Here is a 13,015-nt window from a genome sequence, read left to right on the forward strand (position 1 = left end):
GTGCATCAAACTATTATGTCTGTATAGCCCAATAGTTTGATGCAATACAAAACAAAGAAACACCTAAAAAGGAGTCAATAAATCACTATCAAAGCGTAAACCTGTTAAGCCATTCTCATCATAAAGCTGCTTAAAAGAGTCTGTTGCATACAACACACTACAGCCTTGCAATTGTGATTTAAATAAAAATCGAGGCTCAATATCGTCTTCATCAAAGTGAAGGGTTTCCAGCCCATCTTCAAAGCCATCAAGATATTTTTTGACGCATAGGGGCTCATTTTCTAGGCCAAAACTCAGGCAGTTAAAGACATGAAAAGTCGTATCTTCCACTTGAATAGGTAAGAACTCCCCCTCGGAGGATAATGGTTCTTTAAGGTAATGATACCCTTTTGGAGAAAGCACCAAGTACGTTCCCCGCCAGCATGATATATCTGGGATCATCGAACCTTTCCCAAGTACATCGCTAAACTGACCACGAACATTTTCTTTCCATATTGAGCTCAATGATTCATTCGTCGCAGGTTGCATTCTTAGTTGACGAGTCAACTTTTTGCTACCTAACTGTTCAGCTAGAGACATCACATTTAAAGTTAATGTTTTAAACTCATCGGGAATATCTTTTAACTGATATATGTTCATACCTTACCTGCCCAGTTTGTATCTTTTTTTTCAATTATCTGACTAGGATGATCCCCGTTAAGTAACTTACGTTTCACATTCTGTAGACGACTTACAAATGCCTGTTTAGGTAATAGTGGAGAGCTAAACGTACTAACAATCCAAGTTTCATAGTTAAAACTATGAATTTCTCGATGGGCAGGGGTATTTTTTCCAGCCCAATGTCCTTTATGTTTTTTGTTTCTCGGCAGCCATACGCCATTTAGCGGATCATTGATACCAATTCCATGTGCATGAAGAGCTAAGCGCGTCTCCATTAATCGAACTTGCTGATGTTGACCCTTTCCAGGAATAATATGATGTGGATCATGATCAGGGCTAGGCTTAGGCTCGCCAATAGCACTCAAATTCCTCGCGAGAAGACGAGTCGGGTGATGAGGCTCTTCAAACAGCTCATCTTCATCTTTTTGTAGGTTCTCTTTCCGATAGCTTTCCAAGTTTTTCTGAAGAATAACTTGCGTGACAATCTTTTTTCTTTCTAACTGCAGATGCTCCCAGTCTCTTTCTAACGACTCAATACGTTCTTTAAGCTCCGCTGGGGTCTCTTTTATAAGAGATGCATCAAGATTTTTTTTGTTATGGTAGTCTATCGCTAGACATTGGTATCTGTGGATGGCCATCTCTAAAACACTAGGGTTGCTTGGACGAATTGGCTTTGCTTTAGGCGTGTAAGAAAAGTTCACATGGATATCCTTATCTATCATTTACAATGACCGAATTTTATTCGGTTTCCTTATCCTAATCAAAACCGCTTATTCATACAAAGTATTTAACGAACCAGAGGGCACTTAGCCCCCTTCCTTCTTATTCAACAAATAGTCGTGTATTCGGTCTGTTGTCACCGTCAGACGGGTTAAGGTGCTTTTCAGCCCTTCCATCTCGGCGGTGAGTTTGGCGATGTCTTCGTGAGTGGCGGCTTTGTTTTCTAGCTGGGTAATGCGTTTGTCCAAGGTTTGTTGACTCATGGTCATCTCACGAATGGCATTGCTGTTTTTAGCACGACCTTTGTCAATAAACATCCAGCCCGATAACATCAGCATAATCCCCCACTGCCCTACATCAAACCAAAACTTCCATTGCCCCCAATCAGTTGTCATTGGCGTTTCTCCTCATCTTGCTGGCAATCGATACAGCGTGTGGTATGAGGTAATGCCGCCCGTCGTGGGGCGGGAATCACTTCATCACAGTCCACACAATGGGTCGTGAAGGTCGCCTCCCCTTGTTGTCTGTGTTGTTGAATCGAGGCCGCACGAAAGGCTTCTTCTAAATCCGCCGCCCAATCTAATAAATCCATAATCTTGTCCTATCCCATCCTTACTTAAGCAAGCTGGTTACTGGCTTAGAGCCCGTCGCCGCTTGCGTAAGCGGGGTCTGCGTTCCACGTTTTTCTATGGTTCGGCCGATCGACCAAGTCGCACAAATGCCTCCCCATGCCAACCAAAAATCCCCAGGCAAATCCGCCAACGGCGAGGCATCCATCATGACACCCGTGGCCGTCACTATGCGGGCAAGCAAAGGAAAAACCACATAATTGATCGCGATAAAAATCAGCCCAGCGTAAACCACCGTGGGGCGAGCCCGTTTGGTGTAGCTGTCTCCTTGGTTTAACTCCGCCACTAAGACGCGCTCTTTGGCTTCCAAGTTTTTGCGCAAACTCTGCTCGATCTCACTGTCTCGCTGCTGGATCAAGGTTTGCATTTGCAACTTGAAGGCGTTTTTATCGTCCGGCGATTCAATAAAGCGATCCGCCACCTCGCCAATGGACGACACCAAGGATCCCGCTCCCGACGTAAACAAATCGCTAAACCACCCCATGGAAGTCACCTTCTAAAATATGTTGATCCAGTGGTCGAAATTTACGGCTGATCCAAGCTGGAACATTAAAACCTGGACAGGTTTTCGGGCTAAATTGGTTATGGCCGTACACCGCCAGCGAAGTGGCTAACTTGTCATCCAAACTTTGAATAAGTTTGAGCAACTGCCGCCATTGCACCAAGGCAAATTTATCCATACCAATCAAGCAAATACCGATGCTTTTAGGGTTTTTCCCATAGGTGTGTGCCCCCACCTCTTCCAGAGGCCGACCGCGTTGAATCGTGCCGTCTAACTCAATCACATAGTGATAGCCAATGTGCTTTAACGGGCTATAACCCGGACAAATACTCATGTCTCGTTCGAAATGGCGCGCTTCATGCCATTGATCAATCTGTTCAGCCGTAAACACATGGCCATTAGGGGTTTCTGCATGATGAATAATCACACTATCGATCACACTTAACTGTCGACGGGCTCCCATCGTTTTCTCCTCTTCAAAATACACAACACACACGGCCAACTGCCGCGAGCTTTGCCTCACGTTACAAGACACAAGAGAAGGAACCTGACTGGATGGATTCAGTAATAGAGGGGGAATTTGTGCTGCTTGTTTCGTTGGATTAGCTTCATGACTTTATATTGGTGCATTCTGTTACGCTCTGCTGTATCAGACTTTCAGCGCCTTATTGTCGTGCAACGTCGTTGCATCGAAATCACCTTGTTGGAGCGAAGAGGTAATTGAGTTCATATCATTGAAATTCACCTTTTTTAAGGGGAAATAACAAAATCGCAGACATAAAAAAGGCCCGATCAGGGCCATGAAAGAGACAATGAGTTAGGCAAAGCCTTGGAATAAATCCGGTGTAGGGTCATCTGGCGGGGTGGTTTTCAGAATTTTCCAAATACGACGATCCGTGAGTTTATGCTCCATGGCTAACTGATTCACCGCACTGGTGGCGGTTTCTTTGGCACGAATACGCGCTTCAAATTCACTGATAATCACATTATCGCGAGCACGACGCAGAGCCGCTGAACAGCGGGGTACGTACAAGGGCGCGCCACCGTAATATTGGGCGAGTTTTTGTGTTACCTCATCGCCCATTTTCTCGGCTAAGAGCGCCAATGTTGCGCGACCAATGGCATTCACGCCAGATGGCATCGGCAACGTCGTCCCGCCAAAGGTATTAATAAGACGCGCCGTATCGGCCCATCCAATTACATGAATAAGCTGCTGCGCTGAGTCGGGCAATAAAGATTGCCAAGGTTCTAAAGTCATCATGCTAAGAAAAATAGCATGGTGATGCGTTAGTAAAAAATTCTAACGGTCAATGATTTTTAGCGGATCACTAGCAATAAAAAACCACCTCGATGGGTGGTTTTGTTTACAGCCAGTCACTCGTTGCATAACCCGATTAACTGATTCTAGAACTCTTCTTTGTAATTGTAGTCAGGAATCAATGTGAACTGAATGCCCGTCAGGTTATGGTCGTTAAACGCCTTAACAAACTCATGATTACAATAAATAAAAGCGCCACCCAACTTACTTTTAAAGAGGACTTTCTTATCCACATCCTCTTTTTTAAACATAATGTTTTTGTAGCCTGTTGGTACATTGTTAAAATATTGCCTTTCACTAAACACAAGGTCTTCTTCGCCAAATACCAAAGGGTTAAAGAGATAGTGTTGATCACCTTCTACTTCTATTTTTAGAAACTCCCCATATGAAGACAGCTGCCCTTGCATGGCATCAAACGCTCTGCCATTAAAAAAGATCAAGTTTCCGAGGATATTGATATCGACACTGTGCTTTTTATAACGACCAGAATATTTAAACGCCATCTGCTCAGGCCAATACTCCGAAAGTGTGTCGTTCTTTTGTCTCAGCTCAACGAGATACACGATGGGATCTATGTCATCAGGCATCTTTAATGCCAGCACTTCTGCCAACTTAAGCGAGTCCATATCAATGGCATCAGAAGTATTCTCAGTATTATGAACAGCGTAAATCATGATATTGCCACGGGACTCCTTTCGCTTATTGTACTTTGTCTATCAAAACTCACTTCTATCGATATAATCCTCTATTGGCGTGAAAGTCAGCCCCTTAAGCTGATGGCCTTTAAACGCCTCGACAAAAGCCTCATTGCAGTACAAACGCGATACAGCCAGTTTGCTTTTATAGAAAACCTTGTCGTCTACATCGTCCTTATTAAACGCGATACATTCATAATCAGTATGAACGTTATTAAAATAACCTTTTATACTAAGCGTAGGATCTTCTTTACCAAATACCTGAGGATTAAAAAGGTACTTTCTGTCCCCTTCCACATCGATTTTTAAGAACTCACCATATTCTGACAGCAGTGGCTGCAAGGCATCATGGGCTTTATCACTAAACACGATTAAGCCTTCTAAAATACTTACGTCATTGTTCTGCTTTTTACCCTTAGGAGTGTACTTAAACTCCATAGGGTCAGGCCAATACTCAGATAGAGGATTATTATCCTCATGCATATCCAATAAATACATGACTGGATGGATATCGCCTCCCATTCTCCCTTTTAGTCTCTCCGCAACTTCTAAAAAGTCGTACTCAATAACATCATATGAGTTTGTAATATTACGAACTGCGTACATCATGATAAGCCATCCCAAGATTCGTCTTTTTTCATCATCACTTTCTCAGGCATCATGCCATTCTTGATTTTGAATTTCACTTTTTGTAATCGGTTAATAAATCTTACTCTATCTAATCTTCCGCCAAGCGTTGTAGCTATCCATGTTTCATAGTTATATCGATGTATTCGACGGTGAGAAGTGGCTGCGGACGTTGCCCAATCAAACTCTTGCTTCCCCTTCTCAACACCATATAACCATACACCATTCATCGGATCATTAATTCCTATACCATTGACATGCAAACGAAGCCTTGCTCTCGCTATGGCAGGTTTTCGAAAGCGCCCTTTACCTGGAATAATATGATGGGCCTCATGCTTTATGGAGGGTTTAGGCTCTCCTGAGGCCGTTAAAAAGCTAGCTAATTTTTTTGTTGGATGATGCTCTTCCTCCAACAATCCTAACCCTTTAGTTTCTTTGCCGATGGCTTCACTATTTTCCCGATATTTCTCCAAAGCTTCCTGTATCACCGTAATATACTCCAACCTATTCCGCTCTTGCTCTAGGTGTTTATAGTCTTGGTTAAGTCGTTTGGTTACGTCCGCTTCTTTGGCGTCGCCAAGTCGCGCTTTTTTGTCATAAAAGGCTTTGGCTTTGAGTTCGTAGTTGTAGATCGCCATTTCGAGTGGCGTTGGATCAGACGGGCGTTCAGGTTGCGGGTAGTGTTTCAATGGCTGCATAATAATATCCTTATCACTATATTGACGCCGGACATTTTTTAGGCATTAGGATTTGTGGTCAACCCCTCTTACACTCTTATTACAACGCTTGTGGTTTATAAATAGAAAAACCACCTCGTTGGGTGGTTTTGTCGTTTTTCTTTTTGTGACAAGTATCGTGGCTGGCTAGTTTATAAGGCAGCAAGATCCAGCGGTACTGGGCGATACTGGTCCGTGTTGTCGATGCGTTCGTAGATTCGCACGTAGACGGCGGTGCCAATGGATTTGAGGGCATCCCGTAAAGCCTCCATGGCGCGGTTCCATTCGTCGTCTTCGATGGTTAAACGCATCAAATCAAGGATCTTGCCCGTTTTGATTTCGCCTTTGGTGTTGGTTCGAAAGGCTTGGCTAACCACAGCACGAATGTTGTCGTTGGCCCCTTCACTCCAGCGTGATAGACAAGAATCAATTAACCCTTTGGCGGCTTCGATCTCTTCAGTAAAGGCCAAGACTTCGCGAAACGCTCGCTGAATTTTATAACGGCCATCGTAGGTGGTTAAGCTGACGTTACCTTTTTTACCGCCCAGTTTGGCACCGTAACGCTCACCGGCGATTTGGATCAAGTCGTCGATGTCTTGCAAGGCCAGCTGTTTAAAGGCCTGCAAGGCGTTATGCAACTCAAGGGCTTTGGGCACCAAACTTTGCACCACTTGATCGCGCAATAAATCTTGCTCGCGAATGGCGCTTTCTGGTACCAAGTGGCCGCTGGCATTCTGGCGGTAGCCCATTGGAATGATAGACGATTGGCTCTCTTGCTGTGTGTGATTCATACTATTGCTCATCTTGTTGACTCCGGCGATTGGGGTTGTTTGGGCAGTTGGCGCAAGCGCGAAACTGGGCAATGGTTTGGTTATTGGTGTTCATAAAAGGACGAATCCGTGTGCGATGGCATTTCGCTGAGGTGATGTCCCCCAAGGTTGGGCAATTCACTCGCCCCAGGGCATCCACCACTTTTTGCTCGATTTTATTGGTGGTTTTGCTCGGGTAACGGTTCGACAATAAGGTCGATACTGCCGAACGGCTCACGCCAATTTGACGGGCTACGGTGGCGCGGCTGCTCAAGGCCACTGCATCGGCCAGTAAGCGGATAAAATGGGGAGGCTCTTCTCCCCAGGCGGATACATCCACTAAGGCTTGGGTATTCGATCTGTGCTGTGTCATAACAACCTCCTTTTTGGCGCATGGCCGGTATACAGTGGGCGATTGGCCCAGTTCGCTTGGTCGGCAATGGTCCAACCACAAGACAGTGCCACTTCGTGGATGCGCTCAAGGTTGACCACAATACGCCGAATGCTGCCTGCCGCATGGGCGATGAGCATGTCTAATAAGTCGTCGGCCACCTCGATGCTCGGTGCATAATGGCTCGCCAGCTGGCGCGCATCGTCTAAATCCACCAAACGGGCGGGCACCCAATCGAGGACTCGACCGTGAAAACGTTCGTACTTTTTCAACTTGTCTGGCAGGCGCTCTTCGCCGATTAATAGGATCACCGCTTGGCTGGATTCGTATAAATCTCGCACCAGCTCCACGGCGTTTTTGTCGATCAGGTGGTCCATCTCATCGATGATCAAAGGCCGATTCGACAACGCCAGTTCTTGGGCGGCGATCTCCAGCATTTCTGGCAAGGTTTTCACCGTGCTGATGCCCATTTCCCGCAAGATGGCTTGCAGGAAAAATTTCTTGGTCCAGACACTTTTCGCCTGCACGTAATAAGCACGACGGCGATTCGCCACAAAGCTTGCCGCGACGGATTTGCCGGTGCCGCTGGGGCCATATAGGCACACCATACCGGGCAGTGATTGGGTACGCGCTTGGGCGCGTTCGATGGCCATGTCGCACAGGGCGAGATTGGCGGTTTGCGCGATTCCTATCATGATGACGGCTCCTGTTTTTTGTTGATGTCGTCTCGTTCATGGGACGACTCATCTAATGAACGAAAATACTGATACTCTTTGGTTAATGGGTAGGTACCGAGCCAGCGTTGATGCTGCTGCGCCTGCTCTGGGTCACGCTGACACGCTTGGTACAAGGCATAGCGACCCGCAGGCGACAAGGGCTCATAAGGGTTGGCTGGTTGGCGCGCGTTGTCTGCTTGCTGAGCAACGGGGTCGGCAAGCGGCTCAGCCTGCTGTGTAGTGATTCGTTGCGCACTGGTGAGAGAAAACGCTCCTTGCCAGGCATCCAAACGGTTCTGCTCTTCTAGATAAAACGCGGAAGGCGATGCGTCTAGAATGCCGTTGCCTGTGCGCTCTGCTTCAATTTCGTCGACCTTTTTCATCGCCCGATTCAAACGGCCTTGAGCACGCTTTTCTCGCGCTTGGTTAAGCATGGAATCAGGGAAATATTTGCTCTCGTTGGCGTTCCAATCGGCTTGAGCAATCAATTCACCGGTTTCCATGTCGAACACCCACACGCGATTTGCGTCATGAATGTCATAGGCCACATGCACATTAAGGCCGTGAAACTCTTCAAGTTCAGGAGAAAAATAGCGATTGTTGAACAAACGCACTTCGCCACGCACCACGGTGCGTTCTTCACGGGGACGGAACACATGGGCGATCTCGTCGTTGCTAAGCTCCAACGGCTCCCAGCCAGTAGCGACCTTGTCCATCCAGACTTCCAATGGGGTTTGATGGCGCTTAGTGCCTTGGTCGTCTATCTTCGGCAAACTGCTATGGGGGCGCTTGTTGTACCAGTCCACCCGCCCATCGACCCATTTCATAAAGGCCTCCCAACTCATGGTGCTGATCGGGCCGTTCCCCTGTGCGCCTTTGCGTGAGGCGGTAAAATTGGCCAGTCTTGCTTGGCGATCCATGTCTTGGCCAACATAATTTGGCAGAGTCTTCGCGCCAGCCACCCATAAAGTTTGATGCACACGCTCGATGACCCCTCGCGCTTTCGAGTTGTACGGCAAGGAGTGCGTCATTTCAGACCCCAAGCGTGCAAGAATGCCTTTTGCTTCGTCCTTTAACATGTGGTTCACATAGCCCGAGCCGTTGTCCACATAAATAAGCGCTGGCACGCCGCACTTGCAGGCATCCATCAAGGCATCCAACACGGCAATGCCGGATTCTGCCAAGTTCACAGACACACCCACTACTCGGCGAGTGGCAATGTCGATAAAGGTCGTGATCTCTGGACGAAACGGACGACCGTGGAGCGGATGGGACACTTCCCCATCAAAAGTATGCCCATCGGCGCTGTAAATATCGCAGGGCAAAAGATGGTCGAAACGACGTCGAGCAAAGGGACGAATGTTCACCAAATCGTGGCTACCCATACGGCCTTTTTCCCGTTCGACTTTGCCCAACTTATTCAAGGCACGACGCACCGCGTAAATGCTTGGACACGGTTCTTCGCCCTGCCAGTTGTCACGAAATAGCTCGTAGGCACCGTTCACACTGGGCTTTTCTGGCACGTTATAGAATGTTCGAAACGCGGCAAACCAACTGGGCAAAGGGGCTTTTTCACGCTTTTTAGGGATCAAATCGCCCTGCTTTTTCACTTCGGCAAACCAACGCATAATGCTGCGTTTACTCGGATAAGAGCGCCCTGCTGTTTGTGAATCGCACGAATGAACGTAACGAGTATGCCCTCGGGCATCCACCGATTCGGCTAAGGCTTTTTCCAACACCGGATTGCTTTGCCCTAAGGTGCCCAACTGCGCTTGTGTCAAAATCGTCGCGATGGCGCTTTCTTGGCTAATGCCTTCATCGACCATGCCTTGGATAGCACGCAACACCATAGCGCGACTATTGGCCGTATCTCGCTGACGGATACTGGTGTTGTTCTTACTGCTTGGTGCGATTAACGCCCTATTGTTTTGCCCTGCGGTGGGTCGCAGGGTCATTTTTTTCAATACCGCTAGGCGATGCTGCTCTTGCAACGCCTCACGAGCGGCTTTTGATAAATTCGAAATGTGGAATTCATAGCGCAAACCGCCACTGGAAGCGGTGGTTTGGCATTCCCAATTATTCAGTTTTGCGTAACGCAGCACGCCACTTTTGCTTTCAGGTAGCCCTGGCAAACGCTGCTCGCTGATATCTTTTGCGGTTAACCATTGTTTCATGTGTGTCTCCGACCCTAAATTTTGGGCGCAACTTTCCTAGAACGATGCCTTGGAATCGCCTATCTATTTGATTTTTATGGGGTTGGCTTGTTACAAGACGCTATAGAGCGTATGTCTTAACGGATTCAATATGGTGCTTGCTGTGCATAACGGCATCCTTTGCTATAGTTAATCGTCCTAGTGACGATTTATTGACGCGGTTTTCGTTGCTTTGTTATTTATCTATTGGTTTACTAAAGTTAATTGGTTTTTACTTCTTTAAGTGCGTTAAACTGATGGATGTTTTAAAATCAATATCCGACTTTTGGTATCGGGATGGCCATATCTCACTGGGATGTGATTCCAAAAAGGCAGCGATAATACGCTCCACTTTTGGATAGGACATGTTAAAGACATTGTAGAGCGCCGCTGGGCTTTCATAGCCATGCTGGCGACCTAACTCGGCGAGTGTGGTTCCTTTTTTGCGAATCGCCGCCATAATGTCTTGGCGATGCCAGTCAGAGAGTGTTGTTGAGTGAGTACATTGCTTGCTCATTTTTTTGGCTTCCTTCTATGCAGTTTTATAGAACAACCCTATTGAGTTGCTCTGTTCATGATTTGCCTTTAATAAGATAGCACAATCATACGACCAATCAACACATTTGTGCGGTCACACGAGACAATAATTCGCCTTTTTGTGCGTTTATGAAAATAAGTTTATATAAATCAGAGACTTAAGAGCGATCTAAATGAAAGAAAAAATACCAAATAATGGGTCACACTTGGACGAATTAGGGTATGACTCGTTTCAGGATCGTATAAACATGCTGTCAGAGAAAGTGGGCGGCACCAGCGCGCTCGCACGTTTGTCAGGCGTGTCTGAATCTGTGGTTCGTAAATGGAAGCAAGGCGACTCAGAGCCCACCCTAACGCGTTTGCTGGCCCTCGCCGAAGCCGGCGGAGTGTCTGTCAACTGGCTCGTTACAGGAAAAACGGACAATGCTCCACAGACAGAAGCGCAACCGAAAGACGACATCACCAAAGAATTCGCCATGATCCCAGGCTACAAAATCCAAGTATCCGCAGGACCTGGCACCGCGCCCATGGAAGAAGAACCTACACGTTTTCTCGCTTTTCGCCACAAATGGCTGAAATATCGTGGCCTCAACGAGAAAGATCTCGTCCTTGTCTTCACCCGTGGTGACAGCATGGAGCCGACCATCAGTGATAACAACACCTTGATGATCGACACCAGCCAGCGCGACATGATCGACGGCAGCATCTACGTAATACGCACCGACAACCACCTCGTCGTCAAACGTGTGCAAAAACTCATCAATAAAGGCTTACTCTTGCTTAGCGACAATAAAGACTACAAAGAGCAAATGATCGAACCCAACGAAGCCAACGACCTAGAAGTCATCGGCCGCGTTGTCTGGATCGGTAAAGACGTCTAACGCCAGTGACAAAAGACACGCCATAAACATAAAAAAAGCGCATCACCTAAGTGACGCGCTTTTTTCTATTCAACTGACCTAAAAATATGCCAACGCCTAGTAAAACAGGCTTTAAACACAACTCAGCCAAATCCCCCCCTCAACCCTATTTCTCGACAATGACAAATAAAGCAGGAAGTGACACAGAGAAAAGAAAGATATGATATTTAAAATAAGTACGTATTAGATTTAGTTAGTACATAGTTTTCTTATCTTATGGTAATTGAGTCACTCCATAATCCGGTTGGATATGACGTAGAGTATGAACTTGCTTTAAACTGACCGGACTCCAGCCCCTGCCCACTAAAATCAAACGAATGCAACCACCCGGTTACTATCTCACCTGAGGAACATCTATGTAAGTCATAACCGCAGCGATACTCGGAGGAGGCTCTCTTAGACACTCCATTCATTGTTGCATCATATACATTTCCATACCCACGCTGCCAAACATAAACGACTAACTTAGCACCGCCATGATCCTGTATTGTCGAAGTCTGGTTAGGTGAAACTCCCTCAAAAGGGTATTTAGAAGATTCAATGCCTGCAATTTCGAAATAACTAATACCCTCAGCTGCTGCTTTAGGCGTTGCATTACCAAGTGGAGCTAATTCAGGTCGCACAGCAGATAATGCAGAAGGGTCAATTGACAAAAGATTAGACGGAAGGCTTATCGTTTGGCTTGGAGCCTTTTTCACAATACCACCCTCCACATCGGCCGCTATTGCACTCATTGAACATGCACCGCTCATCATCATACTAACCAACAAGGTTTTCTTGATCTTCATAATAAATTCCTTTTTATATAACAATAATATTAATAAGCAATACCCCTTATCCAAAGAGATACTACAAGAAATACTATAGCAACAATAACTCTCATTACGCTTACAGGATACAAAAGCTAACAAAAACAGGAATCACTTTAAACAACCTATTGAAAAATAATAAAGACACTAGATCAATCATTTAAAAAACATAGATTTAAAACAAAAAATGAAGACATTAAAAATGAACTGTCTTTGATTTTTATATCTGGTTAACATTAAGGAAACTGAGATAAGTCTTCAATCATCGTGTTTTTAAAGCCTGCAAAAAAAAGGTCTGATACACATGCTAAACGCAGTTTTTTTGGACATAATATAAATCGATACAATAAATAAAAACTCACCTTAGTGGAGTCAATTTAAACATACGCTAACATGCTTTTTAATATAAGAGTTAGATAAGGGCGTGATAATAAATATAGTTTGTAAGTTGCACACCAATTGGTATCAATAAGGCAATTTTATCACTAAAAATTAAGCATGAGCGGAGCTGTTGTCGATCAGGTTGTCTCTGTAGTCTTCATACCATTAAGCACAACACCTTTTTCGATAAGCAGTTCATCCTTTAGTCATAGCTTCTACAGACCTAATCATGGTCAACCTCACACAAAACTAGACTCGTCCAGTCGACAGAAGCACTATAGTAAAAGCCTCTACCCTCAATTCCATTATAAAATGATCTAGCGCTTGTCAGAATATTCCTCTTTCCTTTTCACTATCGAACAGACTTTCTTGTGAGACTTTAAAAGTTGTCAA

General features: G+C 45.7%; 17 protein-coding genes. 1 reads left to right on the top strand and 16 read right to left on the bottom strand.

Features of this window, described 5'->3' with window-relative positions; genetic code table 11:
• Positions 1 to 63 precede the first annotated feature (63 nt).
• The 15 genes from MSP8886_RS09045 to MSP8886_RS09115 all read right to left on the bottom strand — a co-directional run bounded on the left by MSP8886_RS09045 (position 64) and on the right by MSP8886_RS09115 (position 10,492).
• Positions 64 to 639, bottom strand: a complete 576-nt coding sequence (locus MSP8886_RS09045) for a hypothetical protein (RefSeq protein WP_067015287.1) — start codon at positions 637 to 639, stop codon at positions 64 to 66.
• The gene (locus MSP8886_RS09050; RefSeq protein WP_217491337.1) at positions 636 to 1,361 is read right to left on the bottom strand and encodes an AHH domain-containing protein; all 726 of its coding nucleotides are present in this window, start codon (positions 1,359 to 1,361) and stop codon (positions 636 to 638) included. Before MSP8886_RS09050 ends, MSP8886_RS09045 begins: the two co-directional genes overlap by 4 nt.
• A 105-nt stretch (positions 1,362 to 1,466) precedes the next feature.
• Positions 1,467 to 1,775: a DUF2730 family protein gene (locus tag MSP8886_RS09055; protein ID WP_067015291.1), complete on the bottom strand. Its 309-nt coding sequence runs from the start codon at positions 1,773 to 1,775 to the stop codon at positions 1,467 to 1,469.
• On the bottom strand, positions 1,772 to 1,972 hold the full coding sequence (locus MSP8886_RS09060) for a TraR/DksA C4-type zinc finger protein (protein WP_067015293.1): 201 nt from the start codon (positions 1,970 to 1,972) through the stop codon (positions 1,772 to 1,774). The genes MSP8886_RS09055 and MSP8886_RS09060 overlap by 4 nt, the downstream gene beginning before the upstream one ends.
• A 20-nt stretch (positions 1,973 to 1,992) precedes the next feature.
• A complete protein-coding gene (locus MSP8886_RS09065) occupies positions 1,993 to 2,493 on the bottom strand; it encodes a holin family protein (RefSeq protein WP_083200886.1) in 501 nt (166 codons plus the stop codon).
• The gene (locus MSP8886_RS09070) at positions 2,480 to 2,974 is read right to left on the bottom strand and encodes an N-acetylmuramoyl-L-alanine amidase (protein ID WP_067015298.1); all 495 of its coding nucleotides are present in this window, start codon (positions 2,972 to 2,974) and stop codon (positions 2,480 to 2,482) included. Before MSP8886_RS09070 ends, MSP8886_RS09065 begins: the two co-directional genes overlap by 14 nt.
• 354 nt (positions 2,975 to 3,328) lie before the next feature.
• Positions 3,329 to 3,772, bottom strand: coding sequence for a Mor transcription activator family protein (locus MSP8886_RS09075; protein WP_083200887.1), 444 nt, complete (start codon positions 3,770 to 3,772; stop codon positions 3,329 to 3,331).
• 143 nt (positions 3,773 to 3,915) lie between these two features.
• Positions 3,916 to 4,503 (bottom strand): hypothetical protein, encoded by a 588-nt coding sequence (locus tag MSP8886_RS09080; RefSeq protein ID WP_067015302.1) that lies wholly within the window; start codon positions 4,501 to 4,503, stop codon positions 3,916 to 3,918.
• 42 nt (positions 4,504 to 4,545) lie between these two features.
• A complete protein-coding gene (locus tag MSP8886_RS09085; protein ID WP_067015305.1) occupies positions 4,546 to 5,133 on the bottom strand; it encodes a hypothetical protein in 588 nt (195 codons plus the stop codon).
• Complete coding sequence (locus MSP8886_RS09090) at positions 5,130 to 5,849, bottom strand: AHH domain-containing protein (protein ID WP_067015308.1); 720 nt, start codon at positions 5,847 to 5,849, stop codon at positions 5,130 to 5,132. The genes MSP8886_RS09085 and MSP8886_RS09090 overlap by 4 nt, the downstream gene beginning before the upstream one ends.
• Before the next feature lie 170 nt (positions 5,850 to 6,019).
• The gene (locus MSP8886_RS09095) at positions 6,020 to 6,670 is read right to left on the bottom strand and encodes a DUF3164 family protein (protein ID WP_245659066.1); all 651 of its coding nucleotides are present in this window, start codon (positions 6,668 to 6,670) and stop codon (positions 6,020 to 6,022) included.
• Positions 6,660 to 7,049: a hypothetical protein gene (locus MSP8886_RS09100; RefSeq protein WP_067015314.1), complete on the bottom strand. Its 390-nt coding sequence runs from the start codon at positions 7,047 to 7,049 to the stop codon at positions 6,660 to 6,662. Before MSP8886_RS09100 ends, MSP8886_RS09095 begins: the two co-directional genes overlap by 11 nt.
• On the bottom strand, positions 7,046 to 7,762 hold the full coding sequence (locus MSP8886_RS09105; RefSeq protein WP_067015317.1) for an AAA family ATPase: 717 nt from the start codon (positions 7,760 to 7,762) through the stop codon (positions 7,046 to 7,048). Before MSP8886_RS09105 ends, MSP8886_RS09100 begins: the two co-directional genes overlap by 4 nt.
• Entirely contained in the window at positions 7,759 to 9,957 is a 2,199-nt protein-coding gene (locus tag MSP8886_RS09110) for a Mu transposase C-terminal domain-containing protein (RefSeq protein ID WP_067015320.1), read from the bottom strand. Before MSP8886_RS09110 ends, MSP8886_RS09105 begins: the two co-directional genes overlap by 4 nt.
• 250 nt (positions 9,958 to 10,207) lie before the next feature.
• Entirely contained in the window at positions 10,208 to 10,492 is a 285-nt protein-coding gene (locus MSP8886_RS09115; RefSeq protein ID WP_067015323.1) for a helix-turn-helix domain-containing protein, read from the bottom strand.
• Positions 10,493 to 10,685: 193 nt separating this feature from the next.
• Here MSP8886_RS09115 and MSP8886_RS09120 point away from each other — a divergent pair, with 193 nt between their 5' ends.
• The gene (locus MSP8886_RS09120; protein WP_067015326.1) at positions 10,686 to 11,393 is read left to right on the top strand and encodes an XRE family transcriptional regulator; all 708 of its coding nucleotides are present in this window, start codon (positions 10,686 to 10,688) and stop codon (positions 11,391 to 11,393) included.
• 248 nt (positions 11,394 to 11,641) lie between these two features.
• On the opposite strand, the gene MSP8886_RS09125 is transcribed toward MSP8886_RS09120, so the two are convergent.
• Positions 11,642 to 12,220: a DUF4879 domain-containing protein gene (locus MSP8886_RS09125; protein WP_217491160.1), complete on the bottom strand. Its 579-nt coding sequence runs from the start codon at positions 12,218 to 12,220 to the stop codon at positions 11,642 to 11,644.
• Positions 12,221 to 13,015 lie beyond the last annotated feature (795 nt).

Source organism: Marinomonas spartinae (assembly GCF_900089775.1).
In the GTDB taxonomy this organism is placed as follows: Bacteria; Pseudomonadota; Gammaproteobacteria; order Pseudomonadales; family Marinomonadaceae; genus Marinomonas; species Marinomonas spartinae.

What these genes read in the sequence shown, in the direction of transcription:
- MSP8886_RS09045 (WP_067015287.1), bottom strand. Translation starts at nt 639, where the DNA reads ATGAACATATATCAGTTAAAAGATATTCCCGATGAGTTTAAAACATTA.
- MSP8886_RS09055 (WP_067015291.1), bottom strand. Translation starts at nt 1,775, where the DNA reads ATGACAACTGATTGGGGGCAATGGAAGTTTTGGTTTGATGTAGGGCAG.
- MSP8886_RS09060 (WP_067015293.1), bottom strand. Translation starts at nt 1,972, where the DNA reads ATGGATTTATTAGATTGGGCGGCGGATTTAGAAGAAGCCTTTCGTGCG.
- MSP8886_RS09065 (WP_083200886.1), bottom strand. Translation starts at nt 2,493, where the DNA reads ATGGGGTGGTTTAGCGATTTGTTTACGTCGGGAGCGGGATCCTTGGTG.
- MSP8886_RS09070 (WP_067015298.1), bottom strand. Translation starts at nt 2,974, where the DNA reads ATGGGAGCCCGTCGACAGTTAAGTGTGATCGATAGTGTGATTATTCAT.
- MSP8886_RS09075 (WP_083200887.1), bottom strand. Translation starts at nt 3,772, where the DNA reads ATGATGACTTTAGAACCTTGGCAATCTTTATTGCCCGACTCAGCGCAG.
- MSP8886_RS09080 (WP_067015302.1), bottom strand. Translation starts at nt 4,503, where the DNA reads ATGATTTACGCTGTTCATAATACTGAGAATACTTCTGATGCCATTGAT.
- MSP8886_RS09085 (WP_067015305.1), bottom strand. Translation starts at nt 5,133, where the DNA reads ATGATGTACGCAGTTCGTAATATTACAAACTCATATGATGTTATTGAG.
- MSP8886_RS09090 (WP_067015308.1), bottom strand. Translation starts at nt 5,849, where the DNA reads ATGCAGCCATTGAAACACTACCCGCAACCTGAACGCCCGTCTGATCCA.
- MSP8886_RS09095 (WP_245659066.1), bottom strand. Translation starts at nt 6,670, where the DNA reads ATGAGCAATAGTATGAATCACACACAGCAAGAGAGCCAATCGTCTATC.
- MSP8886_RS09100 (WP_067015314.1), bottom strand. Translation starts at nt 7,049, where the DNA reads ATGACACAGCACAGATCGAATACCCAAGCCTTAGTGGATGTATCCGCC.
- MSP8886_RS09105 (WP_067015317.1), bottom strand. Translation starts at nt 7,762, where the DNA reads ATGATAGGAATCGCGCAAACCGCCAATCTCGCCCTGTGCGACATGGCC.
- MSP8886_RS09110 (WP_067015320.1), bottom strand. Translation starts at nt 9,957, where the DNA reads ATGAAACAATGGTTAACCGCAAAAGATATCAGCGAGCAGCGTTTGCCA.
- MSP8886_RS09115 (WP_067015323.1), bottom strand. Translation starts at nt 10,492, where the DNA reads ATGAGCAAGCAATGTACTCACTCAACAACACTCTCTGACTGGCATCGC.
- MSP8886_RS09120 (WP_067015326.1), top strand. Translation starts at nt 10,686, where the DNA reads ATGAAAGAAAAAATACCAAATAATGGGTCACACTTGGACGAATTAGGG.
- MSP8886_RS09125 (WP_217491160.1), bottom strand. Translation starts at nt 12,220, where the DNA reads ATGAAGATCAAGAAAACCTTGTTGGTTAGTATGATGATGAGCGGTGCA.